This window comes from Trinickia symbiotica, from assembly GCF_003028655.1.
GTDB classification, from domain to species: Bacteria; Pseudomonadota; Gammaproteobacteria; order Burkholderiales; family Burkholderiaceae; genus Trinickia; species Trinickia symbiotica_A.
The window spans coordinates 252,146-273,740 of the sequence record NZ_PYUC01000003.1 but is presented as its reverse complement, the minus strand read 5'-3'; the positions used below and the strand labels follow the sequence as shown (position 1 = coordinate 273,740).

At 61.9% G+C, this 21,595-nt stretch carries 21 protein-coding genes; 15 read left to right on the top strand and 6 right to left on the bottom strand.

Annotated features, from left to right (window positions below):
• Positions 1-63: 63 nt before the first annotated feature.
• Entirely contained in the window at positions 64-294 is a 231-nt protein-coding gene (locus C9I57_RS07300; RefSeq protein WP_107149963.1) for a hypothetical protein, read from the top strand.
• A gap of 157 nt (positions 295-451) precedes the next feature.
• Here C9I57_RS07300 and C9I57_RS07295 read toward each other — a convergent pair whose 3' ends face one another.
• The gene (locus tag C9I57_RS07295) at positions 452-838 is read right to left on the bottom strand and encodes a DUF4148 domain-containing protein (protein ID WP_107149962.1); all 387 of its coding nucleotides are present in this window, start codon (positions 836-838) and stop codon (positions 452-454) included.
• 635 nt (positions 839-1,473) lie between these two features.
• Here C9I57_RS07295 and chrA point away from each other — a divergent pair.
• Complete coding sequence (chrA, locus tag C9I57_RS07285) at positions 1,474-2,709, top strand: chromate efflux transporter (protein ID WP_107150180.1); 1,236 nt, start codon at positions 1,474-1,476, stop codon at positions 2,707-2,709.
• Between the two features lie 189 nt (positions 2,710-2,898).
• Positions 2,899-4,098: a formaldehyde dehydrogenase, glutathione-independent gene (gene fdhA / locus C9I57_RS07280; RefSeq protein ID WP_107149960.1), complete on the top strand. Its 1,200-nt coding sequence runs from the start codon at positions 2,899-2,901 to the stop codon at positions 4,096-4,098.
• A 139-nt stretch (positions 4,099-4,237) separates the two neighbouring features.
• On the opposite strand, the gene C9I57_RS07275 is transcribed toward fdhA, so the two are convergent.
• Both C9I57_RS07275 and C9I57_RS07265 read right to left on the bottom strand, forming a co-directional pair.
• Positions 4,238-5,296, bottom strand: a complete 1,059-nt coding sequence (locus C9I57_RS07275) for a PQQ-binding-like beta-propeller repeat protein (RefSeq protein ID WP_181321757.1) — start codon at positions 5,294-5,296, stop codon at positions 4,238-4,240.
• A gap of 880 nt (positions 5,297-6,176) precedes the next feature.
• Positions 6,177-6,917 (bottom strand): SDR family oxidoreductase, encoded by a 741-nt coding sequence (locus C9I57_RS07265; RefSeq protein WP_107149957.1) that lies wholly within the window; start codon positions 6,915-6,917, stop codon positions 6,177-6,179.
• A 184-nt stretch (positions 6,918-7,101) separates the two neighbouring features.
• Here C9I57_RS07265 and C9I57_RS07260 point away from each other — a divergent pair, with 184 nt between their 5' ends.
• Together C9I57_RS07260 and C9I57_RS07255 are read left to right on the top strand one after the other, a co-directional pair.
• Positions 7,102-8,001, top strand: a complete 900-nt coding sequence (locus C9I57_RS07260; RefSeq protein WP_107149956.1) for a LysR family transcriptional regulator — start codon at positions 7,102-7,104, stop codon at positions 7,999-8,001.
• 310 nt (positions 8,002-8,311) lie between these two features.
• Entirely contained in the window at positions 8,312-8,731 is a 420-nt protein-coding gene (locus tag C9I57_RS07255) for a response regulator (RefSeq protein WP_107149955.1), read from the top strand.
• Between the two features lie 42 nt (positions 8,732-8,773).
• Here C9I57_RS07255 and C9I57_RS07250 read toward each other — a convergent pair whose 3' ends face one another.
• Positions 8,774-9,283 carry a DUF1269 domain-containing protein gene (locus tag C9I57_RS07250; protein WP_107150179.1) on the bottom strand — a complete coding sequence of 170 codons (510 nt, stop codon included), beginning with the start codon at positions 9,281-9,283 and terminating at the stop codon, positions 8,774-8,776.
• 324 nt (positions 9,284-9,607) lie between these two features.
• Here C9I57_RS07250 and C9I57_RS07245 point away from each other — a divergent pair, with 324 nt between their 5' ends.
• The 8 genes from C9I57_RS07245 (at position 9,608) to C9I57_RS07210 (ending at position 17,016) form a co-directional block, all read left to right on the top strand.
• Positions 9,608-9,916: a hypothetical protein gene (locus C9I57_RS07245; protein WP_107149954.1), complete on the top strand. Its 309-nt coding sequence runs from the start codon at positions 9,608-9,610 to the stop codon at positions 9,914-9,916.
• Between the two features lie 105 nt (positions 9,917-10,021).
• Positions 10,022-10,735 (top strand): response regulator, encoded by a 714-nt coding sequence (locus C9I57_RS07240; protein WP_107149953.1) that lies wholly within the window; start codon positions 10,022-10,024, stop codon positions 10,733-10,735.
• Positions 10,732-12,063, top strand: coding sequence for an ATP-binding protein (locus C9I57_RS07235; protein WP_107149952.1), 1,332 nt, complete (start codon positions 10,732-10,734; stop codon positions 12,061-12,063). The genes C9I57_RS07240 and C9I57_RS07235 overlap by 4 nt, the downstream gene beginning before the upstream one ends.
• Positions 12,064-12,267: 204 nt before the next feature.
• Positions 12,268-13,032, top strand: a complete 765-nt coding sequence (locus tag C9I57_RS07230) for a DUF4410 domain-containing protein (protein WP_107149951.1) — start codon at positions 12,268-12,270, stop codon at positions 13,030-13,032.
• A gap of 87 nt (positions 13,033-13,119) precedes the next feature.
• A complete protein-coding gene (locus C9I57_RS07225; protein ID WP_107149950.1) occupies positions 13,120-13,830 on the top strand; it encodes a carbonic anhydrase in 711 nt (236 codons plus the stop codon).
• The gene (locus tag C9I57_RS07220) at positions 13,827-14,708 is read left to right on the top strand and encodes a bestrophin family protein (protein WP_107149949.1); all 882 of its coding nucleotides are present in this window, start codon (positions 13,827-13,829) and stop codon (positions 14,706-14,708) included. The genes C9I57_RS07225 and C9I57_RS07220 overlap by 4 nt, the downstream gene beginning before the upstream one ends.
• A gap of 135 nt (positions 14,709-14,843) precedes the next feature.
• Entirely contained in the window at positions 14,844-15,734 is an 891-nt protein-coding gene (locus C9I57_RS07215; RefSeq protein WP_107149948.1) for a sterol desaturase family protein, read from the top strand.
• Positions 15,735-15,885: 151 nt separating this feature from the next.
• Complete coding sequence (locus C9I57_RS07210) at positions 15,886-17,016, top strand: permease (protein ID WP_107149947.1); 1,131 nt, start codon at positions 15,886-15,888, stop codon at positions 17,014-17,016.
• A 36-nt stretch (positions 17,017-17,052) separates the two neighbouring features.
• Here C9I57_RS07210 and C9I57_RS07205 read toward each other — a convergent pair whose 3' ends face one another.
• Positions 17,053-18,132: a hypothetical protein gene (locus C9I57_RS07205; protein ID WP_107149946.1), complete on the bottom strand. Its 1,080-nt coding sequence runs from the start codon at positions 18,130-18,132 to the stop codon at positions 17,053-17,055.
• A gap of 248 nt (positions 18,133-18,380) precedes the next feature.
• Here C9I57_RS07205 and C9I57_RS07200 point away from each other — a divergent pair, with 248 nt between their 5' ends.
• Positions 18,381-19,019: a LysE family translocator gene (locus C9I57_RS07200; protein WP_107149945.1), complete on the top strand. Its 639-nt coding sequence runs from the start codon at positions 18,381-18,383 to the stop codon at positions 19,017-19,019.
• Between the two features lie 250 nt (positions 19,020-19,269).
• Positions 19,270-20,067, top strand: a complete 798-nt coding sequence (locus C9I57_RS07195; RefSeq protein WP_181321756.1) for an intradiol ring-cleavage dioxygenase — start codon at positions 19,270-19,272, stop codon at positions 20,065-20,067.
• A 43-nt stretch (positions 20,068-20,110) separates the two neighbouring features.
• On the opposite strand, the gene C9I57_RS07190 is transcribed toward C9I57_RS07195, so the two are convergent.
• Positions 20,111-21,595 carry an efflux transporter outer membrane subunit gene (locus C9I57_RS07190; protein ID WP_107149943.1) on the bottom strand — a complete coding sequence of 495 codons (1,485 nt, stop codon included), beginning with the start codon at positions 21,593-21,595 and terminating at the stop codon, positions 20,111-20,113.

Genomic DNA, 21,595 nt, shown 5'->3' with positions numbered 1-21,595 from the left:
GATGTTCCGGAGCAATGATCCAGGATAACTAACTTCGTACCATCCCTTTCCTGGGAGACTGTCATGAAGGCGTTTGTCCTGACAACTGCGATGGTCGCGCTCGTACCAATGGCGAACGCTGAGCAAGGCGATGCGGAGGATAGAGCATTAACAGAACAAATGATGAATCAAATGGCGACGCGAGAAGCGCAACCAACGCAGACGCAGACGCAGCCCAGCGCCGACCGTGTCGATAGTGAGAAGCAGGCTAATCCGGTACTGCAAGAAAAGATAAATACGAGCAATGGCCAATGAGCCGATGGCGAAGAAATTCTGCTTCGCCGATGGCAGTAGCTGCTTCCATCTCGGCGACGGGGGAGCGCGTCCGTTGTTGGAAAGAGCGCGCTCCCCCGGGGAATTTGCGCGACGCCGATGAGAGAAGTTGGTGCGTGTGATCACCGGCGCCACTAGCTCAATGGTGTCGGTACATCGCATTCCAAGTTGAGGTGTGGGTTTGATGCCCCGGCTCATAAGTCGTCGTTCCACCCATCCAACTCGAGGTGTTGGTTTGATGCCCCGACTCCGAAGCGCTCGTCGTCGTTCCACCCATCCCTGTCGCCGTGCCGCTCGTTCCGCTAGTGCCGTTCTGCGCCGCAACGCGCGCTTCAGCCGCCTGGATATCTCGCGGATAGTGCGATCCTCGATTACCCTCCGCCGGGTTGTAGCCGGCGCGTTCGAGCTGGATCAACTGGGCTCGCACTTGCGCGCGGGTCAGCGGCCCGTTCGATGGCTGACCGAACGAAACGGCCGGTACGGCCAGTGCAATCGCAATAGCGATGGCCTTGATCTTGCCGTCCATGATAGGTACCTCCGTGTCAGTTGCGGCTGCGAAGAGACATCTCCGCAACCGTTGACACGAGCTTGGCACCGCGAGCTTAAGGCACGGTTAACGCATGGGCGTCGTTCAAGACGATCTGCGCGCGACGTAGCGTAGCGCTGCTATTCGACCTTTTGGGCAGGCAAATGCCGTGCAGTGCATTCCTCCAACGCGGATATCGCCTTGCGCGTGACCGCCAGCGTTTCCTCACAGGCGTTATGATCGGTAGCCCGGCGGCAACCACCGGCTGCGTTCGTCTCTGCAAGCGCTGCGCGCACCTCACGCAGTGCGGCTTCGGGCGAGCCAGTGTCGGAGATGAGATCCGCCACGCTGAATACGGTGCCCGAGCTCAGCTCGACAAACTTTGGACAAGCCCCCACGGCGTAGGCGCTTCCCGGAAGCAGCGTTGCAATGACTGTAGCGGCGCACCAGCGCGAGTGATGCAACCGATTGAGGATGGTTCGCATATCGACTACCCGATAGACAGTTGCTGTCTCGAATGGAATAACTCGGCGTTGCCATGACGGGCCGCATAAGGGAGCGCGGCGGGCGCGCGGATTCCCTTTTCATAGACAATACCGATGCGCCGATTGAACGCATTAACCATGCCCGAGCATATGGAAACCCCGACGACATCACCGCACGCTACTCGCGTCGCCGCCGCGCCCGAGGTTCTCAGAGTGTTTCTCAAGTTGGGGCTGACGTCTTTTGGCGGTCCGATTGCTCATATCGGCTACTTCCGCCGCGAATTCGTCGAGCGACGTCGCTGGCTCGACGACGAAACTTTCACCGACCTCGTCGGCCTTTGCCAATTCCTGCCGGGTCCCGCCAGCAGCCAGGTCGGATTCTCGATAGGCCTGCTGCGAGCCGGGTGGCTCGGCGGCCTCGCCGCATGGTGCGGGTTCACGCTGCCTTCGGTCATCTTGCTGCTCGCTTTCGCCGCGATTGCGCCGAGCCTCGGAGGTCCGCTCGGCACAGGCCTGATTCATGGCTTGAAAATCGTCGCTGTCGCCGTTGTCGCGCAAGCTGTCTGGGACATGGCCCGACGTCTATGTCCGGACCACCGCCGCGCGGCCATTGCGCTCATTGCCATGGTACTGCTCAGCGTGATGACGACCGTTTATTCTCAATTGGTCGTCATTGTCATTGGCGCAGCGCTTGGCGTTGCGTTATGTAGGACAACGGGATCGGCGATGGCAGTAACGCCGCCGCAACATGCTTTCGAATTCCGGGTCTCGCGCACTGCCGGCGCGGTTGCGTTGATGCTCTTCTGCGTGCTCCTCGCCGGGCTTCCTGCCTTGGCCACGCTAGACGCAAGCCATGCGATCAAAGTCTTCGACGCCTTCTACCGCTCCGGCGCGCTCGTTTTCGGCGGTGGTCACGTGGTGCTGCCGCTGTTGCAGCAGCAAACCGTCGCAACGGGCTGGGTGACGCCGAACGTGTTTCTCGCTGGCTACGGTGCCGCTCAGGCCGTCCCTGGGCCTCTTTTTACGTTCGCCGCTTTCCTCGGTTGGATGCTGGCAGGAACCCCGAGCCACGCCCTAGGTGCGGTGATCGCAACTGTGGGAATCTTCCTGCCCGGGCTGCTGCTCGTCATCGCGGCGTTACCGTACTGGCAGGCGCTGCGTTCCCGCCCCTCGATGGCCGCCATGCTCGCCGGCATCAATGCGGCCGTCGTCGGCTTGCTCGCGACTGCGCTGTACACACCGGTCTGGACGAGCGCCATTCTCACGGAAGCCGATTTCGCCATCGCTGTCATCGGTTTTTTCCTGCTGGCGCGTTGGAAAGTCCCTCCGCTCGTCGTCGTCGTATTCTGCGCGCTCGCCGCGATCGGCGAAGCTGTCCTTCACTGACGCGCCGTCCGTCGTTTCGCGCAATGCATGCGTGAATCGCATGTATCGCCGCCGCGAACCCGATGTCGGCACCGTTCAAACGTCTGTCGGGTTTTGTCTCTCGTTCTCCCTTCGTTCCGGACTACTCTCGACGAGTCACGCTTGCAGCCGGCGTGCGGCAGCGCCATAGAACGGAAAGGAGACAGTGCGATGAGTAGCAATCGAGGTGTCGTGTATCTCGGGCCGGGCAAGGTCGAGGTGCAAAAGATCGATTATCCGAAGATGGTGGACCCGAGCGGGCGCTCGATCGGCCACGGTGTGATTCTCAAGGTGGTCAGCACGAACATCTGCGGCTCGGACCAGCACATGGTGCGCGGCCGCACGACAGCGCCGGTCGGGCTCGTGCTCGGCCACGAGATCACGGGCGAAGTGATCGAGGTCGGCCATGACGTCGAGACGCTGAAGATCGGCGATCTGGTGTCCGTCCCGTTCAACGTTGCGTGCGGACGCTGCGCGATGTGCAAGGAGCAGCATACGGGGGTTTGCTTGAACGTGAACCCGTCGCGGGCGGGCGGGGCCTATGGCTACGTCGACATGGGCGGGTGGATCGGAGGACAAGCCGAGTACGTCTTGGTGCCGTATGCGGACTTCAACCTGCTGAAGTTCCCGAACCGCGACCAGGCGATGGCGAAGATTCGCGACCTCACGTGCCTTTCAGATATTTTGCCCACGGGCTATCACGGCGCGGTGACAGCGGGTGTGAAACCCGGCTCGACGGTCTACATCGCGGGCGCGGGACCGGTCGGCATGGCGGCGGCCGCATCGGCACGTCTGCTGGGCGCGGCATGTACGATCGTCGGCGACATGAACGCGGCACGTCTTGAACACGCGAAAGCGATGGGCTTTGAAGTCGTCGATCTCTCGAAGGACGCGACGCTCGGCGAGCAGATCGCGCAGATCCTCGGTAAGCCGGAAATCGATTGCGCGGTCGACTGTGTCGGCTTCGAAGCGCACGGTCACGGTGCGTCGGGCCATTCGCAAGAAGCGCCTGCGACGGTGCTGAATTCGCTGATGGAAATCACGCGGCCTGCCGGCGCGATCGGCATTCCCGGTCTCTACGTGACTGACGATCCGGGCGCGAAGGACGTCGCCGCGCAGCACGGAAGCCTCAGCATTCGCTTCGGGCTCGGCTGGGCGAAGTCACACTCGTTCCATACGGGCCAGACGCCGGTGTTGAAATACAACCGCAATCTGATGCAGGCGATTCTATTCGACCGGCTGCCGATCGCGGATATCGTCAACGTCACCGTGATTTCGCTCAACGAAGCGCCGGAAGGCTACAAGCAGTTCGACGGCGGTGCGCCGCGCAAGTTCGTCATCGACCCGCACGGGTTGCTCAAAGCCGCCTGATGGTCCTCTGAATGGCGAAAGGGGCGAAGACATCTTCGCCCCTTTTTACATTTGGCAATGCAGCCAACGCTCATCGCACTGATCGATCGTCGAACCTCTACGCGTGCCGGACGCGGATCGAAGCTAATTGGTCCGGCTGTCAGGGCACGACGGTAATCTCATCGATCCATGAGAACGGGGGCCCTTGCTGCGTATTACTGGAATCGCTGAGCAAAGTCCGCTGTCCCGTCTGCGGGTTGACTCGGAAGAGGAGCGTCGGTTGTGCGGCGAGATTCGCCGCGACGCTGGCGCCGACGATAAAGTCGACATGGGTCGCCGACTGCTCCAACGCGATGCCCGAAAGACGCCGTCCAGGAGTCCCTTGCGCGGCATTGTCGAAATCGCTGACGACGGTACGGTTTCCGGTGGCGGGATCTACCCGTACCAGTAGATCCCGCGGAGTGGAAGCGGTCGACGTTCCTCGCGTATTCACCAGAATTTGACCGGACGGGTCGGTCGCAATACCCGTTGACGGCACCACCTGGGTGACACCCTGCGCCGCGTTGCTGAAATCGCTGAGCAGCGTTCGTTGACCTGATGCCGGATTGACGCGATAGAGGTCGCCTGTATCTCGCGAGGGCCCGACTGGCGAAAACCATGTCACGCCCGCGACGATCGACCCCGAGTGTTCGAGCGCGAGGTCCGTGAAGTAGGCGACACAACAGTTGAACGAATCTCCCTGAGCGGGGTTCGTCAAATCAGTGACGATAGTGCGTGCATCGCTGCGCGGATCTACGTTGACGATGGCCCTCGGCGCTCCGCCGAATTGCGGTTTCGCCCAGTTGACGTTGACGTGCCCGAATGAATCGACGGCCGAGCCGAAGACGTCCCCTTGAAACGTGCCCTGGGCGAAGTTGCTGACGAGCGTGCGCGTGCCGGTGGCAGGATCGACCGCGTAGATGCCGGTCGTTGCGGCGGTGACGAAGATCCGCCCGCCTGCCATGGAGACGCCGCCGAGGAACGATTGATCGACGGGACCTTGCGAAGAATTTCGAAAATCGGTGATGACGGTGCGCACACCTGTCTGCGGGTCTACGCTAAAGAGCTTGCCGTTGCCTGTATCGACAACGAGGATGTCGCCGCTCTTGATCGTCGCGGCCTGCGCAAAGCTGCCAGCCAGCGCGAGTGCGCCGAGCCCATAGAGGCAAACGCGTAGCAAACGTCGACAGGATCGCCAAAATGCCGAGTTTCGACTTGAAGCCTGTGCACCGCGGTACGTGAAAATGGCCCACCTTGTCGCGTTTCTCATCGCTATTCTCCTTTGGGAGCGTGTCGCGTGGTGACCGAGAAAGTCGAAATTTCGGTCCGCTGTTTGCATCTGGCCGTCTGTAGCATAAGAGACGGTCAAGCGATTGCAAAGATTGGCAAAAACCGCACTTGACGTTCGGTTCAGAGAGGGGGCCGCTGGCGCCGAGAGCCTGCGGTCAAGAAGTCGCTGATACGGTTGCCCGCGAGCACGGCGACGAGAAGCACAACGGTAACTTTGAAGAGTCGTTTCATGGACGACGGTGACAGCATCGATCGTGCCTGCACTACGCCGCGCGATGACGCACGAACGCGGCATGCCGCTTGCTGCGGAACGCTAGACATTGTGCCCTTTTCGGGTAGTCGTCACGTTGCGTAAGGAGGGAGGCCGTTATGCGAGTTACAGGTAAGGGAATCGTTGTTTCCGCTTTGATGCTTGGATTATCCGGTGCCGCTTATGCGGCGGGGGCTGGTGGAGGGGCTGCCGGCGGCGGCGGCACAGGGATGGGAACGCCGAATGCCGGAGGCACAACCGAGTCACCATCGGGCGCATCGGGGACGAGCACGATGGAAAACGGCATGAACAAGTCGAACGGCATGCATAAACATCACATGCGGCATATGAAGCATAGGAAGGGCATGGCGGCGAGTGAGCCAGAACCGAGCAGCGGTTCACAGTAATCGATCGAAGGGTGAAGAGTTAGCGCTTCATTTTTCGAGAACCAAGGTCGTGCGTGATTACGCGGCCCGGCTACCGCAGTTGCCGGGCCGCTCGCATTGGAGCGAGCGAAAAATCAAGCAAAACCCCCATTGACGCGGACGACCTGCGAGTTGACCCAGGCCCCATCGGGGCCAGCGAGAAACGACACGGCGGACGCAATATCTTCCGGCTGACCGATGCGCTCCAACGGCGCCTGTTTGGCGATCTGAGCAATCAGCTCGTCGGACTTGCCCTTCAAGAAGAGTTCGGTCGCGACTGGCCCGGGCGCGATCGCATTGACCGTGATGCCACGTCCGCGCAATTCGTTCGCGAGCACGTGCACGAGCCCTTCGACACCCGCCTTGCTCGCGATGTAGGGGCCATAACCCGGGAAGGACTTTGCGATCACGCTCGTCGACAGTGCAATGATCCGCCCGCCCTTCTCGAGATCCTTCGCCGCGTGCGCCATGACGAGGAAAGTGCCGCGCAGATTCGTCGCGATCACTTGATCGAACGCTTCGAGATGGACCGTGTCGATCGTTGCCATCGGCATGATGCCGGCGCTGTTCACGACGACATCGACGCCGCCGAACGCCGTCTTCGCGGACGTAAACAGTTTCTCGACATCATCCGGGTTGCTCACGTCGCCCCGGATCGCCAGTGCCATGCCGCCGGCTGCCTTGATCGCGTCGACCGTCTCCTCGGCCTTCGCCGCATTGCCCGCATAGTTGACTACGACCGCGAAGCCGTCCGCCGCCAGCCGCAGCGAGATCGCCTGACCGATTCCGCGCGAGCCACCGGTGACGATGGCGCTCTTCCGTGCTCTGTTGCTCATGATTTGCTCCTCGAGAGATAGGGGATGTGCCCGTCTGGATGGAGTCCATTCTTGCCGTTTCGGTGGGGGCGATAAATGGCTGCAGGTTGGTAATCGCATTCAATGGGGCTCAACAATCCCGTCGAGGCGGCCCCCTATAATCGAACAATCATCCATGACCCCATTTCAGGGACGGTAAGTTACGATGGACCGGCTCGACACGCTTCAGCTCTTTACTCGCATCGTGGAGACGGGAAGCTTCAGTCGCGCGGCCGACATGCTCGACATTCCGCGCGCGACGGCGACACATGCGATCAAGCAGCTCGAGGCGAGGCTCAGCACGCGGCTGCTGGAGCGGACCACGCGGCAAGTGCGGCCGACGCTCGACGGGCAGGCCTACTACGAGCGCTGCGTGCAGGTACTGAACGAGCTCGAGGACGCCGAGGCGTCACTGCGGCATGTTGCGGCGAACCCGCGCGGCGTGCTGCGCATCGACATGCACGGCACGCATGCGACGCGCATCGTGTTGCCGAAGATCGACGAATTTCGTCGCCGATTTCCGGCGATCGATCTCGTCGTCAGCAGTGGCGACCGGCTGGTCGATCTCGTGCGGGAGGGTGTCGATTGCGTCATTCGCGGCGGCCATCCGCGCGATTCGACGCTCGTGGCCAAGCGGCTTGCCATGATGCCGCAGGTCATCTGCGCGAGCCCGGATTATCTGGCTGCGGTCGGCACGCCCCATCACCCTGATGAGTTGCCTTCGCATCAGGCCGTCCGATTTTTCTCGAGCAATGGAAACATCGCCTATCCGTTCGAGCTCGTCGTCGACGGATTGGCACGCACCTACGAGCTCGGGGGATGGATCGCCGTCAATGATGCCGAGACTTATGTCGTCAGCGCGCTGCGCGGCTGCGGGCTGATCCAGGTTCCTCGTCATCATGTCGAGGACGAACTGCGCGATGGGCGCCTCGTCGAAGTGCTGAGCGAGTGGCAAAGCCCCGATATGCCCGTGTCGGCGCTCTACCCATACCGGCGACATCTGTCGCCGCGAGTTCGCGTTTTCGTCGACTGGGTCGGCGAGCTGTATGCGAAGAAATTTGGATGACGCGCTGGGAGACAGACGCCTACCAGTCTGATCGGCGTCCACGAAGACGATGCCGACACGGGGCGGCTCCTATCGATAGTCAGGGCATTGACTCCCAATCCGTGTTTTATCCCCTCGGCCCAAGCTGACGATTCGGACGTTTCTACGCCGTAACGAGTGAAGAAAGTACAGGCGGCTGGACAGTGCAGTCTGGCTACCACGCGGAGCGACGTCACTCCGAGCCGCCATGGCGTTGCCCCGGCGAAGCAATAAGCCCTTTCAGGCATGCTAATTGCTGTCCCTTGTTTGCTCTTTGATACGGGATTTTCGCTTGGTTACAATCCTCGCCATCGACGACGACCGTAACTTTCTGCGCGCCCTTGGGGCTCTTTTCGCGGAGGAAGGGTATCGCGTCGTGACTGCAAACGACGCCGAATCCGCGATCGCGAAGGCGATCGCCGAGCGGCCGGACCTTATCGTCACGGATTACATGATGCCGCGCATCGACGGCGCCGAGCTTTGCCGGCGTCTGAAGTCGAATCTGACGACGGTCCGTATTCCCATTGTCATGCTTACCGCGCTCTACCCGCCGCCATCGGTGGACGAGAGGCTGTGGGACAGGCTATTGACGAAGCCGGTGCCTGCCGCGCGGCTAATGAGCGAAGTTCGGGTGCTGTTGAGCGAAGCAGCGCTGGCCGAAGGGTATCCGGCCGGCGCACTGGCAGCTGCACCGCGTGCGCCCCGCTGCTAGTGACGCGTTCCCCAGTGCTGAAGCGAAGACGGGCTTCGCCCCTCAAGGAAAGATCGGTGTCGTAGGCTCGGCGCCTTCGCGATCCGCCGTCGGGAAATGCTGAGCGACCCTCTCTTCGATTTCTTGTTCTCTCAACGCAGGCACGTCGGCCATGATCAGAATCTGGCCGTCTTTGATCGCGTCCTGAAAGCGTGCGAGCCGCGCGTTCGGTTCGGCGATGCCGATCATCGCGGCGGTCCACGCCCCGAAGCCCGCACCCGCCAACGTCAATGCGACCACGGCGCCGCCCGCTATGACGAGTTCCGCGGGCGGAAAGACGAGTGCCGCGAGACCGACGAGCGCGCCCGTTGCACCCCCGAGCGCCACGCCGCGCTCGAGCGCATGCACGAGGTCGCTGCTTTGGAGCAAAGATGCTTCAGGCAACTGATCGAGCGCGACGTTGTGGTTCGCGAGAACGTGGATATGCCGCCAGGTGATTCGCGCGCGGAGCAAGTCGTCGACGATCGCTTTCGCCATCGCCGTATCAGGTACGAGAAAGTAGAGGCGTCTCATGGCTGGTTCCCCCGATTGCATCTCTACCGTGAGGTCATCCTCGATCGGATGATGGAAGCGATAGTACGCCTGGAAGCCCGCCGCCGCACGTCGCAATGTGCGCGGCCGAACGAGCGACCACCCGCCCCATGGCGCGCGATTCGCGCGCCGCTGCTCAAGCCTTCCTGCCCTGGCGCGACCGCGTCTCCGCTTGGCGCCATGACATGCCGCGACACAGTTTTTCAATCGCCAGCTTCCCAGGTACGCCTCTAAGATTCGCCTGCCGTCGCTCGAGTCGGAGCGCAGTGCGCCGACAGGCGGCGATGATTCCATGAGGAGTACTTAATGAAACGTATGCTTATCACGATTGCCATCTGTGTCGCCTCGACAGCTGCGTCCGCGCAGGTGCTCTCACCCGGAGCGGCCGCTTCGCCCGCGAGCGGCGCGGCGCGCATGGAGCAAGGGTTGGAGATCCTGCACGAGCGCTTCGCCAACGCTAACACTACGCACGACGGCAAGCTGACGCGGCAGCAGGCCGCTGCCGGAATGCCGATGGTGGCACGCCACTTCGATCAGGTCGACACGCGTCATCAGGGTTATGTCACGCTCGCACAGGTCGAAGCGTATTTCGCACAACGAGCGCGATCGCGCTGATGCGCGCGTGAGCGGCACCTCACGTTGAACGAGCCCATACCGCCTATGATGATGTCAGCGTGGACGCGCGGCATTGGGCCAACGCGGTATTGCCGGAGGTACGTCATGGATCGGCCGGACAAGATCATCGTGCTCGACGATGACGCGGAGCTGCGCAACATGCAGCAGCGCTTCCTGACGGGACAGGGTTTCCATGTGCGCTGCGTTGCCGATAGCAGGCGGCTCGATCGCTATTTGCAGCGTGAGCCGTTCGACATGCTCGTGCTCGATCTGATGATGGAGCCCGAGGATGGGCTCTCGGTTTGCCGGCGCTTGCGCGCGGAGGGGCACACGTTACCGATCCTCATGCTGACGGCCAAAGGCGATCCCGTCGACCGCGTCGTCGGGCTCGAAATGGGCGCGGACGATTATCTGGCGAAGCCGTTTCTGCCGAACGAGCTCGTTGCGCGGATACGCGCGTTGCTGCGCCGACAGAAAATCGCGTCGGGCGAAGCAACGGTCACGTCGGAGCAGGTGCGGTTCGGGGACTTCCGCTTCGATCTGAGGAAACAGACGTTGCTGCGGGCCGGGCAGCCTGTCGAGCTGAACTCGGCGCAGATGCGGCTCTTGCAGGCGCTCGGTTCGTCGCCAAACCGGCCGGTCAGCCGCGAGAATCTTCTGGCCCGCGCGCGGGGGCGCGAGCACGAAGCGCTCGATCGCAGCATCGACGTACAAGTGTTGAGGCTCAGGCAAGTCGTGGAAGACGATCCGTCGAAGCCGAGATTCATCAAGACGGTCTGGGGCATGGGCTACATGCTGGTGGCGGATGTCGACCGATGAGGCGCTTCGGCCCGCCGCGCTCGCTGCTCGCGCGCAACATTGCGCTGCTGGTTACGCTCGTCGTCTTGACGCAGGCGTGCTCACTGACAGTCATCGTCTATTACATCCAGCGTCCACGCGTAGAACGAGCGGCGGTTACCTTCGCCCAATACGTGCGGACGCTCGATCGCGCGCTGGCTTCACTGCCGGCAGGCGAAGGCCGAGCGGTGATCGCCCGACTCGATGCTCAACCTGAGCCGCCGCGCGACGCTGTCGAGGCGCCGCGTCCGAGTTTCATTCACTTCTTTCGCACCTACCAACGCGATCTGTTCGCTCAGGCTCTGCATCGTAGCCTTCCAGCCGACACGCTTATCCGCTGGGAGCCCGCCGCGGCTGAAAGGCTTTGGATTCGCATTCATATCGCGGGCTCGCCTTACTGGATCGCGCCGGCGATGGGACCCGATGCGCAAACCGATGCCGTCACGACCGCGATCGCGCTATCGATCGGTCTGGTGCTCGTCGCGGCCCTGACGGGCTATTTCATTCAAAGCTACATCAATCGACCGTTACGGCAGCTCGCGCATGCCGCGCGTGAAGTGAGCGCGGGCAACGCGCCACAGACGCTGCCTGTCGACGGCCCGACCGAAATTGTGCAGGTAAGCCGCGCCTTCAACGAAATGACGGATGCGTTGCGCCAAGCCGAAGCGACACGCGCACTGATGCTGGCCGGAATCTCGCATGACATTCGGACGCCGCTCACGAAGCTGCGTCTCGCGCTCACGCTCGCGATTCCGGCCAACGGCGACGCAGCACTGTCCGCATCGGCCGATGGTTACCTCGAGCAGATCGACGCCATTCTTCAGCAATTCATGGACTACGCGGGCAGCGGCGAGCGTGAAACGCCGCAAGTCGGCGACCTCAATGCGCTCGTCGATCAGATCGCGGGCGATTTCGCGGGGCTTGGGCACGGATTCGAGCTATCGCTCGGCGATGTGCCGCCGTTTCCGTTTCGCCCGACAAACACGACGCGCTTGCTGATGAACCTTATGCAGAACGCGGTGGCTTACGGACGCATCGGCCTGGCCGTCCGTACCTGGTGCGAAGGCGGCTATGCCTACGCAGCGGTTTGCGATCGAGGCAAAGGAATCAGCGCCGACGAGCTCGAACGTCTCAAAGCGCCGTTCGCGCGCGGCGCGAACGCGAGCCGCCAGTCGCGCGGCACCGGGCTCGGGCTCGCCATCGTTGAAAGGATCGCTCGATCTCACGGCGGCTCGGTCAGCTTTCACTCGCGTGAGGGGGGCGGCCTCGAGGTACGCGTCGCTCTGCCGCTGAAAGCGCCTCACGCGTGACCAGGGTTCGGTGCTGTTGCTGGGCAGCGCCGGCCGGCGCTTGCCCGACGGTTTGGGGGCGCTACCCCCGAGCGCGGACGACATTTCCCGACATAACTCATCGATAGTGTTTACGCGGCGCTCCCTCGATACTTGCCTCCATGTTCCGGGAGACGCCTGGTCGACCGGTCGAGCGAACTCACGCATAGCTGAATCGAGGTCCGAATGAGTATGCAGAATCCATCCCAGCTTGCGGCACGAAATTGGAAACGCGCGGCCGTCGCGGCGTTGTCAGCAAGTTTCGTTTTGCTGACCGGTTGCGCGGCGCCCGTGACGGGCGTCGCTCATTACCCGGTAGACGCCCGCGAAGCGCCGGACATTGTCTATGTCAGGTCGTTCGACGTTGCGCCGGACCAGTGCCTGCCCGTGAGTGGACAAGGACAGCGTCAGGGCCTGCGCTTGATGTCGGGCGGTTCGACGGGCGTGAGCCAAGCGGCCTGCGCGGCCGAACTGCGCGATAACGTCGCCAACGAAATCGTCAGCCGCCTGCAGTCCCAAGGCTGGCGCGCCATGCGCTCGGATTCGGCCGTGCCGGCCGGCACGAGGGCGCTGCTCGTCGAGGGCAACTTCGAAACGGTCGACGCCGGCGACGCACGCCGGCGCGTCGTCGTCGGGCTCGGAGCGGGAAAGCGTGAACTCGCAGCGTCAGTCAGGCTGACGTATCAGCCGGCGACAGGCCCGGCGGTGCCGATCCAAAGCTTCACGGCAAAGGCGGACAGCGGCAAGGCGCCGGGCATGGCTGAAACGGGTGCGATGGGAGCGATCACTCATCATCTGCCGATCGCGCTTGCCGCCGGGGCGGCGCTGCATGTGGTATCGGAGCGCCGGCACACGACGGACACCGACGCCAAAAAGCTGGCCGACAAGATTGCTGACCAGGTGCAGGCGGCCGGCACCGCCAACAACTGGCCGGTACGTGGGCGCGGCTAACGGAAGACGCACCTGCGTGTGATGTAGGCGCGAGCGTGGTGAGCGTCAATTCGATATGAGATTACTTGTATTTGTTAGGAGTTCTAAATGAAAGTAGAAGGGAATTTGACTGCCTTGGCGCTGGGCGGACACGTCAGGCGCGATTTGGCCGGACTGCTGTCGGGCGTCGAGCGATTCAGCCGTGAGGTGTTTCCGTCGAACCGGGCGTTGTTCGAAGACCTGGCTCACGGACAGGCGCCACATACATTGTTCATCACTTGTGCAGACTCGCGCGTGTGTCCGGAAACAATCACGCAGAGCCAGCCTGGGGAGCTCTTCGTCTGCCGCAACATCGGCAATATCGTACCGCCCTATGGGGAAACGCTTGGCGGAGTCTCGGCCATTATCGAATACGCAGTGACGCTGCTCGGCGTTCGACAGATCGTGGTTTGCGGTCATACGGACTGCGGTGCGATGAAAAGTCTTGCCGTGGAGGCCACGCCTTGCTGCCAGATGCCGACCGTTCAGGCGTGGCTGCGCAACGCCGAGGCTGCGCGCAGCGTCGTGCGGGCGCGGCGCTTGGGCCCCTCGCGGATGATTCAGGAAATCGCCGAAGAAAACGTTCGGCTGCAGGTCTCGCACCTGCGCACCCATCCGCCGGTTGCCGCTCGGCTCGCGCAACAACGCCTCGCGCTGCAGGGATGGCTCTACGACATCGGCGCGGGAGCGGTCACGGTACTCGACGCGGACACCAGGCGCTTTTTACCGCTAGACGAGGCCCGCGAGCGCATGCAGCGGCCGCGCAGGGTGGCGGCGTGATCGTCCCGGGGCGTGCATGCGCAATACAGATCATCCGCTACGTGGGGCGGCCGCTGGGGCTCCTGTGCCTGTGGGATATCGTCGTCACGGTTGCCTATCTTTACGCGCCAGAAAGTGTCACCTTTCCGCCGCTGCCGCTATCGCTGTTCGGCTCGGCGATCGTCGTCTACCTGAGCTTTCGCAACTCCGCCGCGTATTCGCGATGGTGGGAGGCTCGAACGCTTCTGGGCGCGACGGTCAACTACTCTCGCAGCTTCGCTCGCGAGCTGAGCATCCTGCTGCCCGAGCATGCACGAGCGCTGCGGCGCCTGTTGGTCTTGCGTCAGATCGCTTACGTTCATGCGCTGCGGCTGCACCTGCGCCGCGAGCCGCCGTGGGACGAGTTGGATGGACGCCTTCCCGCGGAAGAGATCGAGCGTTTGCGTGGCGTTGCCAACGTTCCGCACGCGATTCTCTCGGAGAGTGCGCGACTGATTGGGCGCGAAGCGTTGCTCGACAGTATGCGGCTTGCGATCGTCGCGCAAACGATGCGCGAGCTTTCAAATGCGCAGGGAGGGATGGAGCGGATTCGAAACACGCCGTTTCCGCGGCAATATGCGACGTATCCCGCGCTGTTCACCCACGCGTTCTGTCTGTTGCTGCCGCTCGGGCTCGTACAGACGCTCGGCGTCTTCACGCCTCTTGGCTCGACGGGACTCGGCTTTCTGCTGCTCGCGCTGCTGCGGACCGGCGACGACATCGCTCAACCGTTCTCGAACACGGTCAACGACGTGCCGTTGACCGCCGTCGCGCGTGCGATCGAAATGGATTTGCTCGATAGCCTCGGCAGCGATCACGGCTTGTCTTCGCTGCGTCCGGAAAACGGCGTGTTGTGGTGACGATAGGGCCGGTCTCACGTTGATTGAAACCGCTCGACATATCTTTCCGATCGCGCTTTCAGAGCTCGTTCGCTAAAGTCATTGCATCGCGGGCCGGCCGACGAAATCCTCTCAATCTTATTCACTGGAGTCGAGATGACCTCTACCGCACTAATTTCGCTCATCGCGTCTTCGTTCGTCGTCGGCGTTTCGCTGATCGAGGCGTGCTGGCTGACCTGGAAAAACCGAAATACCCATGCGCGCTTTCAATGGCACGAGGTCTGGCTGTCGCTTGTCGATCTGGCTGGCCGGAAGCTGCTTGCCTTTTTGCCGCTGTCGCTCGCGACGCCGATCTTCGCGCTGGCGTGGGAGCACCGAATCTTCACGGTGACGCTCGACAGCGCATTGATGGTGATGCTGTTGTTCGTCGGCCAGGAGTTCTGCTACTACTGGTACCACCGTTGCTCGCACCGCATTCGCTTTTTCTGGGCCACACACGCTGTCCATCACTCGCCGAATCAATTGACATTGTCATCGGCCTATCGCCTCGGCTGGACCGGCAAGATCACGGGCAGTGCGATGTTTTTTGCACCGCTCGTATGGCTTGGCGTGCGGCCCGAGGTGGTGCTCGTTACGCTCTCGTTGAACCTTCTCTATCAGTTCTGGCTGCACACCACATGGATCCCGAAGCTCGGCTGGCTCGAATATGTGTTCAATACGCCGTCGGCTCATCGCGTTCATCACGCGTCGAATGCGACTTACCTCGACGCGAACTACGGGGGCGTGTTGATCGTATTCGATCGGCTCTTCGGAACCTACGTCGAAGAGCGGGATGAAGAGCCTTGCCGCTATGGGTTGACCACGCCGACGCATTCGCGCAATCCGCTGGTCGTTGAGCTCGAACATTGGGTGAGTCTTGCACGCGATATGAAGTCGGCGCCCGGTTGGTGGACGGCGCTCGCGTATGTTTTCCAGCCGCCGGGTTGGCGCCACGACGGGGCGGGCGAGACGACCGAAGCGTTGCGCGAGCGTGCCAGGTTCGGGTGAACTCGTTGCGCTACGGCGATCGCGGTCGTCGGCTCGTACGTTGAGGTGGGCGGCAACGCCCTCTGTTGCCCCGGGGCGTTGCAGGCCTGCGTTTTGCGGACGCTTGGGTTCGCCGCGATTTGTGAGTAAGCAGCGCCTTGAAGGGGCTCAAATGCACGTTCTCAACGCCATCGGCCACGCCCTTTGGATGGCCTTCACGATGCTCTGGCAGATATTCTGGGGCCTGAGCCTTGGTTTTCTCGTTTCCGCGGTCATCGAGGTAATGGTCTCGAAGGCAGAAATGTCGAAGCTGATGCCCGATTCGTCGCCGCGTTCATTGACATTGGCTGCATCGCTCGGTGCCGCTTCGTCTTCTTGCTCGTATGCGGCTGTCGCGATGGCTCGCTCAATTGTGCGCAAGGGCGGGGACTTTATCGCTGCCATGGCCTTTCAGTTCGCGGCGACTAATCTCGTTCTAGAACTCGGGATTCTCATGTGGGTCCTGATCGCCTGGCAGTTTGCGGTCGCGGAGTTCATCGGTGGGCCGATCATGATCGCGGTGCTCGTGCTGCTTTTTCGGTTCTTCCTCAGCGGATCGTTGAAGAAACGTGCCACCGAGCAGGCCGATAAAGGCGTGGCCGGCAGCATGGAAGGGCACGCTGAAATGTCGATGAGCGCGCAGGAGGGGACTTGGCGCGAAAGGTTGACGTCGAAGCAAGGATGGATTGCGGTTAGTCATGGCTATGTGATGAACTGGGCGATGCTGTGGCGCGATATCGGCGTGGGGATTCTCATCGCAGGTGCGCTCGCTGCATGGGTGCCCGACAGCTTCTGGCAAATGTTTTTTCTCGCGGGTCACCCGATTGCCGCGATGATTTGGGGCGCGTTCGTGGGGCCGCTCATCGCCGTTGCGTCGTTTACCTGCTCTGTGGGCAATGTCCCGCTTGCCGCGGTGCTTTGGAATGGCGGCATTAGTTTTGGTGGTGTCGCTTCGTTCATTTTTGGTGACTTGATCATTCCGCCGATACTGAATATCTATCGGAAGTACTACGGCGGCCGGATGACGGTCTTCATGCTCGTGACGTTCTATTTGGCGATGGTGGTGGCCGCACTTGTCGTCGAGGCGATTTTCCAGGGCGCGGGATGGGTGCCGCAGCAGCAGCATACGGCCGTGGTTGGCGCGCAGATTACGTTCAACTACACCACCGTGCTCAACATCATCTCTGGCGCCGTCTTTGTCGTTCTGTCGACGGTCTTCTTCAGGACTGGAGGAGTGGAGATGATGCGGATGATGAGGCGGTAAGGGGCGAGGACTCATGGTCCTCACCACCACCGCGTACTACTTTCGGAACTCCTTGGCGATTGACGAAAGCTTCCAAGTAACTCGGTAGCTGGCAACGCACTCGGTTTCTATGCTGTTGTTTAGTAAAGAGCGCACTTCGTGAAAGGGCGTGTCATCGTATGCCTCGCCACCGCCAGCGGCAATGTCGAAATAGGTAAGACCGTTCCAGGAAAAGAGGCGCGTCACGTTGTCACCGGCGAAGACCGGCTGCAAGTAACCGCTGGAAGAGCCTTCCCAAGCGTGCTGAAGTGCCATCAGCAGCTTGTGTCGCCCCGCTTGAGACACCGTCTCTCCGTCACTGGCGACGTCGAAATAGGTTGCTGCTCCTCCACGACCGCCGCCATGCTCGTACTCTAGCTGTACGAGTCTGGCGGCAATGCCCGAGTTGGTGAAATCAGCGATCGTTAATCCAGCAATGCTCGTTTCTGCTCGAGGCCCGCCCGGATACTCGAGCGTTGAGGCCGGACCACGGTCCACTGAAAGGAATTTGATCCGGTTAGTCGCTACTGCGCGACACAGCGGTTTGGCTGCGTCGACTACGGGGGCTAGCGTCTCATGTTCCTTGACCGTAAAGGTGCACAACAGATGCTCCCGGTTCTTTCTATCGATGACACTAAGATGCCTCACGCGACGCAGGCTTTCGGACTCGAAGATCAGCGCATATGTATGTCCTCCGTAGCGAAGCCAGCGTGCCCCGAAACCCCAATCGGCCCGCGGCCGTTCATCGAAGTAGCTGGTTTCGATTGGAGGAGCTTTTATCGATGCGCCTCGAGGTCGGTACTCGAGAATCTCTCCAGCCGCCGAGCCATCGCTCGTTCCGATGGTTGCATCAACGACTCGCCCGTCATTTCTAGCGTCTATCGCGGCATCCCGCAGAAGTTCTGAACGGATCGCAGGCCCGCGATCGGCGACGTACTCGCACGCCTCTCTGATCTCTGCTGGGGTTGGCGGTGTAGCGGCCGCCGCTTCGCGAGACCAGGAGTCGGGAACTTCGAAGAGCGAGACAGCCGCGACGATAGCGAAAAGTGCAGCCCGGACGATGGACGGCGCGCAGCGATTCCATGTCGGCGGCAACATAGAGAATTACTCCATTGGTGGCGAAGTAGCGACAAAAATGCAGCGTTTTCATCGATATCGGCTTTGTAGCATTGAACTTGAGGCTATAACGCTTTTCCCCGGAGATCAGCTCTCGCGCTGAGGCGGTGCATGACCAACTGTACTTGGTCGTCCTGATCGGTTTGCCTTGGAGTACTTGCGAGAAGCATAGGGACGCGGCCATCCGTGCAATAATCACCTACTCGGAATTACCGCCAAAGGAGACGTCGATGACCGCATCAGCCGCCGTTTTCGCCATTCTCGCCGCGTTGTGGTTGGGCGCGATGATTCCGGGGCCTAGCTTCGTCCTCGTTGCGCGCAACTCGATCGGTCTATCCCGCAGCGACGGCCTTGCAACCGCGCTCGGTATGGGCGCGGGAGGCATCTTCTTCGGCAGCATTGCACTTGCCGGCCTCTACACGCTGTTACAGGCTGTCGAATGGCTCTACATCGGCCTGAAAATCGCCGGTGGCGCTTATCTGATCTACGTCGCTTCGAAGATCTGGCGCGGCGCGAAGCATCCGATCACGGTCGACGTCGAACAGACTTTGAGATCGAGCAGCGCGCGCAAATCCTTCTGGATGGGGTTGACCACGCAGCTCAGCAACCCCAAGACGGCGATCTGGTACGGCAGTATCTTTGCTGCGCTGCTTCCGCAGCATCCGCCGCTTTGGTGCTACTTCGTACTGCCGCCTCTCGTATTCTCGATCGAATTCGGGTGGTACACGATCGTCGCGCTCTGCTTTTCGAGCCGCGGACCGCGCGAGGTCTACCTTCGTGCGAAAAAGTGGGTGGACCGCATCGCCGCCGGCGCCATCACCCTGCTTGGCCTGCGATTAATCCTCAACGCGCCGAAGATCGGCATTTGATAGCGCTGCCTCGCAGACCATCGCGAGGCAGAGTGTCAAAGCGCTAAGCGCGGATAAGGTCCCGTAATGACCTGAAACCGAATCGCGTCAGCTTTCGTTATAGAGTCGGTGCCAGTAGCAACACTCGAAACTGGCCATGCCCTTCAACCGACCATTCTCGCGACGGCGATTTCTTTCGACAACGCTGACGCTCGGCGCGACGCTGCCTTTTGCGACCAGCAGTCACGCAGCACGACCGAGCGAACTCGCGTTGTGCAAGCTAACCCCTGAGCAAGAAGTAGGACCGTACTATCTCGACGACAACCTCGTGCGGAGCGACGTCACTGAGGGCAAGCCGGGCGTGCCGCTTACGCTCGACATCACGGTGATGGACGTGCGCCGCTGCGCGCCGTTGGTCGGTGCGATCGTCGACATCTGGCATTGCGACGCCCTCGGCATTTATTCGGGATTCACGCAGATGGGCGGCCCACCCGGACCGCCGCCCGATGGCGATCATTTGCCGCACGAAGGCTACGCGCACGACCGGCACCCACCCACAATGCCGCCGGGGCCGCCGCCGACGATGACGGGCGCGGACGCATCTGACGTGCTGCGGGGCAGACCAGCGGGCCCGCCTCCGAACTCGACGCCGAGCGACCATCTGACCTTCCTGCGCGGCATTCAGCGCACCGATGGGCAGGGCATTGCCACGTTCCATACTATTGTTCCGGGGAACTATATGGGGCGCACGAACCACATCCACTTCAAGGTGCGAGGAACGGGCGCCACGCATGCCGATAGCCATGTGTCACATGTGGGGCAGGTCTTCTTCCCCGAGGCGCTGATGGTGCAACTGATGAACCTGTCGCCATACCGGAATCACCGCATTCATCGCACGACACTGGACGAGGATTCGGTGTTCACGCAAGAGGGCGGCTCCACGATGAGCGCGCGTGTCAGTGCTTTGCACGGAAGCGACTATGCGAAAGGATTGGTTGCGCAGGTTGTCGCCGTCGTCGACCCGGAAGCGAACCCGCGGGGCGTCAGCGCTTTGGGTACCTCGCGATGAGTTGTGCTTGATCGGGAACGTATCAGGGGGCAGCCTTCCCTCCTTAAGGCTCCGTCGTCCAGCCGCCGCCGAGGGCCTGAAACAGCGCTGCCGTGTCGGCGAGCCGATCGCCCTCTGCACGTGCCCGATCGAGCGCTGTTTGCAGCGCCTGCCTCTGCGCGTCCAGCAGCGCGGATCGGCTGACTCCGCCCGCCGCGTACTGCTCGCGCGTGATCGCATTCGCCGCCTCCGCCTCTCGGGCCGCCGCCTCGCGCGCGTGCAACGTACGTGCATCGTCCTGAACGGCTTGCAGCGCGTCGGCTACCTGCCCGAGCGCTAAGAGAACCGTCTGCCGATAATCGCCGAGCGCAGCCTCGTATGCGGCCTCCGACGAACGCTTCCGTGCTCGCAATTCGCCGCCGTGAAAGATCGGCTGCGTCACGTTCAACCCGAGATTCCAGATATTGAGGCTGTCCAGCTCGTCCGCAATGCGCGTCCGCTCCGAGCCCGCACCCGCGGAAATCGAAAACTTCGGATAGAGGTTGGCCGTGGCAACGCCGACATTGGCGCTCGCTTCATGGAGCAACGCAAGCGCCGCGCGAATATCGGGACGCTCACGCGCTAGCGTCGACGGTAGTGTGATGGGCACGGTCTCCGGTAGATGGAGCGAGTCGAGCGTGACAGCGGCACCGTCCGCATCGGAAGGCGGCACGCCGAGCAGAATCGCCAGTTGATGATCGACCTGCGCCAACTGCGTGGTAAGGGGCGGCAGCGTCGCGCGTGTTTGAGCCAGCAGCGTGCGTTGACTGTGCACGTCGACGATGGGGACACCGCCAGCCGCATAACGCGATTCGATTACGGAGAGCTGTTGCGCTTCGTCGGCCGCGAGCGCTTCGGTGAGCTCGATCTGTCGCTGCAGCGACGCGCGCCGGATCGCCGCCGCGACGATGTTGCCTGCCAGCGTGAGGCGCGCCGCCTCGAGTTCGTATGCCTCGTAATCGACTTGCGCCCGCAGCGCTTCGAGCGCGCGGCGATTCGCACCGAACAAATCGAGCATGTAAGACACGCTGACGGATGCGTTGTAGAGCGTAAACGGCGAGGGCGGCGGAAAGGACGTGATACCGAACGCCGCGATATCGATCTTCTCTCGCGTGGCCGACAGATTTGCGTCGATTTTCGGCCATTCGGTCGCACCGGCTTCGGCCGCGTAGTTTTCCCTGGCTTCGACGAGCTTCGCACGCGCACTGTCGAGCGTCGGGCTCTGACGAAACGCGAGCTCGACGAGTCGATCGAGATCGTCCGACTCGAACTGCTTCCACCATTGCCGCGGAGCATGCGCGGCGGGGGCGAAGGTCTGTGAGGCGCCGACCGCGCCGCTGGCCCCCACGGTCGCCGATGGCGTTTCTTCGTGCGAATAGCGCTGTGTCGTTGGCGGCGGCGGTGCATGGAAGTCGGGACCCACCGTGCAGGCGCAGACGATCAGTGCCACGGGAACGAGGGCGGTCCAGCCATGAAGGTGTTGAAGAGCTCGGCGAGCGATCGCTTTCAT

What these genes read in the sequence shown, in the direction of transcription:
- fdhA (WP_107149960.1), top strand. Translation starts at nt 2,899, where the DNA reads ATGAGTAGCAATCGAGGTGTCGTGTATCTCGGGCCGGGCAAGGTCGAG.
- C9I57_RS07245 (WP_107149954.1), top strand. Translation starts at nt 9,608, where the DNA reads ATGAAACGTATGCTTATCACGATTGCCATCTGTGTCGCCTCGACAGCT.
- chrA (WP_107150180.1), top strand. Translation starts at nt 1,474, where the DNA reads ATGGAAACCCCGACGACATCACCGCACGCTACTCGCGTCGCCGCCGCG.
- C9I57_RS07295 (WP_107149962.1), bottom strand. Translation starts at nt 838, where the DNA reads ATGGACGGCAAGATCAAGGCCATCGCTATTGCGATTGCACTGGCCGTA.
- C9I57_RS07230 (WP_107149951.1), top strand. Translation starts at nt 12,268, where the DNA reads ATGAGTATGCAGAATCCATCCCAGCTTGCGGCACGAAATTGGAAACGC.
- C9I57_RS07215 (WP_107149948.1), top strand. Translation starts at nt 14,844, where the DNA reads ATGACCTCTACCGCACTAATTTCGCTCATCGCGTCTTCGTTCGTCGTC.
- C9I57_RS07200 (WP_107149945.1), top strand. Translation starts at nt 18,381, where the DNA reads ATGACCGCATCAGCCGCCGTTTTCGCCATTCTCGCCGCGTTGTGGTTG.
- C9I57_RS07265 (WP_107149957.1), bottom strand. Translation starts at nt 6,917, where the DNA reads ATGAGCAACAGAGCACGGAAGAGCGCCATCGTCACCGGTGGCTCGCGC.
- C9I57_RS07240 (WP_107149953.1), top strand. Translation starts at nt 10,022, where the DNA reads ATGGATCGGCCGGACAAGATCATCGTGCTCGACGATGACGCGGAGCTG.
- C9I57_RS07300 (WP_107149963.1), top strand. Translation starts at nt 64, where the DNA reads ATGAAGGCGTTTGTCCTGACAACTGCGATGGTCGCGCTCGTACCAATG.
- C9I57_RS07260 (WP_107149956.1), top strand. Translation starts at nt 7,102, where the DNA reads ATGGACCGGCTCGACACGCTTCAGCTCTTTACTCGCATCGTGGAGACG.
- C9I57_RS07210 (WP_107149947.1), top strand. Translation starts at nt 15,886, where the DNA reads ATGCACGTTCTCAACGCCATCGGCCACGCCCTTTGGATGGCCTTCACG.
- C9I57_RS07225 (WP_107149950.1), top strand. Translation starts at nt 13,120, where the DNA reads ATGAAAGTAGAAGGGAATTTGACTGCCTTGGCGCTGGGCGGACACGTC.
- C9I57_RS07235 (WP_107149952.1), top strand. Translation starts at nt 10,732, where the DNA reads ATGAGGCGCTTCGGCCCGCCGCGCTCGCTGCTCGCGCGCAACATTGCG.
- C9I57_RS07250 (WP_107150179.1), bottom strand. Translation starts at nt 9,283, where the DNA reads ATGAGACGCCTCTACTTTCTCGTACCTGATACGGCGATGGCGAAAGCG.
- C9I57_RS07190 (WP_107149943.1), bottom strand. Translation starts at nt 21,595, where the DNA reads ATGAAAGCGATCGCTCGCCGAGCTCTTCAACACCTTCATGGCTGGACC.
- C9I57_RS07205 (WP_107149946.1), bottom strand. Translation starts at nt 18,132, where the DNA reads ATGTTGCCGCCGACATGGAATCGCTGCGCGCCGTCCATCGTCCGGGCT.